Raw genomic sequence first — 1,716 nt, 5'->3', positions numbered from 1 at the left:
GTGGAGCTGCATGACAAAGTCATCGGGCATTATCTGAACATAAAACACTATCAATAAGTTGGAGTCATTACCCAAATTGGCGTACTGAGTAGCTGTATGCTTATCGCCTATGGTATCAGCAAAGGAGTGATGAGTAGCCTTGCCGATAAAGCCAGTCCGAAAGTCTTTATGGCGTGTGGGCTGGTGTTATGTGCCATCGTTAACGTTGGCCTGGGATTCAGCACTGCATTCTGGATTTTTGCGGCATTGGTTGTTCTGAATGGTCTTTTCCAGGGAATGGGCGTTGGTCCTTCTTTCATCACTATTGCTAACTGGTTCCCTCGCCGGGAGCGTGGTCGGGTTGGTGCTTTCTGGAATATCTCTCATAACGTCGGTGGTGGTATTGTTGCCCCTATTGTTGGTGCCGCTTTTGCCCTACTCGGCAGCGAACACTGGCAAGGTGCGAGCTATATCGTTCCGGCCTGCGTGGCTATCGTTTTTGCGGTAATTGTGCTGATTCTCGGTAAAGGTTCCCCACGTCAGGAAGGTCTACCCTCTCTGGAAGAGATGATGCCGGAAGAAAAAGTCGTCCTGAATACCCGACAGACGGTAAAAGCACCAGAAAACATGAGCGCCTTTCAGATTTTCTGTACTTATGTATTACGCAACAAAAATGCCTGGTATGTCTCACTGGTTGACGTATTTGTATACATGGTGCGCTTCGGGATGATTAGCTGGTTGCCTATTTACCTGCTGACGGTGAAACATTTTTCTAAAGAACAAATGAGCGTCGCGTTTTTATTTTTTGAATGGGCCGCAATCCCTTCCACGCTACTTGCCGGTTGGTTGTCAGACAAACTGTTTAAAGGGCGTCGTATGCCATTGGCGATGATTTGTATGGCGCTGATTTTCATTTGCCTGATTGGCTACTGGAAAAGTGAATCGCTGTTTATGGTGACAATTTTTGCTGCCATTGTTGGTTGCCTGATTTACGTTCCACAATTTCTAGCTTCCGTTCAGACTATGGAGATCGTTCCCAGCTTTGCTGTTGGTTCTGCAGTAGGCTTACGCGGTTTTATGAGCTATATCTTCGGTGCGTCTCTGGGCACCAGCCTGTTTGGTATTATGGTCGATCATATTGGCTGGCATGGCGGATTTTATCTTCTTGGCTGCGGTATTATTTGTTGCATCATTTTCTGCTGGTTATCACATCGTGGTGCAATTGAACTTGAACGTCACAGAGCCGCATATATAAAAGAACACTGATTACCTTCCCCAGGGCCGTCTCCCTGGGGAGTGGAGTATATTATGATTTATAAGATATCTGGAAATCAGAGATTAATATGGAAATTTTATAAGACTGATGACAATAAATGGAGATGGTATTGTCATGAGAAAAATGGATATCTTTTGTCTCAATCAGATAACGCATATAATTCGCAATTGTTATGCATTGAAAATGCTAAAAAACAGGGATACTCAGACGAATCGGTCTTGCCACTTTTTCTACATATTTCCTATATTCAGGAAAAAGGCTGGAAATGGTATCAATGTTATGATTGTGGATATATTGTAAAAGAAACCTCTGTTTTTTTTTCGACATACCAGGAATGTGTCAATGATGTTAAAAAGAATATACTAGCATCTATGTGTAGTGGTTGAAGGTAATGACTCCAACTTATTGATAGTGTTTTATGTTCAGATAATGCCCGATGACTTTGTCATGCAGCTCCACCG

2 protein-coding genes and 1 pseudogene are annotated in these 1,716 nt (G+C 43.4%); 2 read left to right on the top strand and 1 reads right to left on the bottom strand.

What is annotated here, in order from left to right; genetic code table 11:
* Nucleotides 1-57, top strand: a complete 57-nt coding sequence (locus tag FC814_RS23845; protein WP_003032489.1) for an IS1 family transposase — start codon at nt 1-3, stop codon at nt 55-57.
* A 12-nt stretch (nt 58-69) separates the two neighbouring features.
* Nucleotides 70-1,245 (top strand): annotated as a pseudogene (gene pgtP, locus FC814_RS22450) (phosphoglycerate transporter PgtP); the annotation flags it as partial.
* 412 nt (nt 1,246-1,657) lie between these two features.
* Here the strand turns inward: pgtP and FC814_RS23840 are convergent.
* Nucleotides 1,658-1,714, bottom strand: coding sequence for an IS1 family transposase (locus FC814_RS23840; RefSeq protein WP_003032489.1), 57 nt, complete (start codon nt 1,712-1,714; stop codon nt 1,658-1,660).
* Nucleotides 1,715-1,716: the final 2 nt, after the last annotated feature.

Source organism: Escherichia sp. MR (genome assembly GCF_005280595.1).
GTDB lineage: Bacteria > Pseudomonadota > Gammaproteobacteria > Enterobacterales > Enterobacteriaceae > Escherichia > Escherichia ruysiae.
This window is presented reverse-complemented; position numbering and strand designations above follow the sequence as displayed.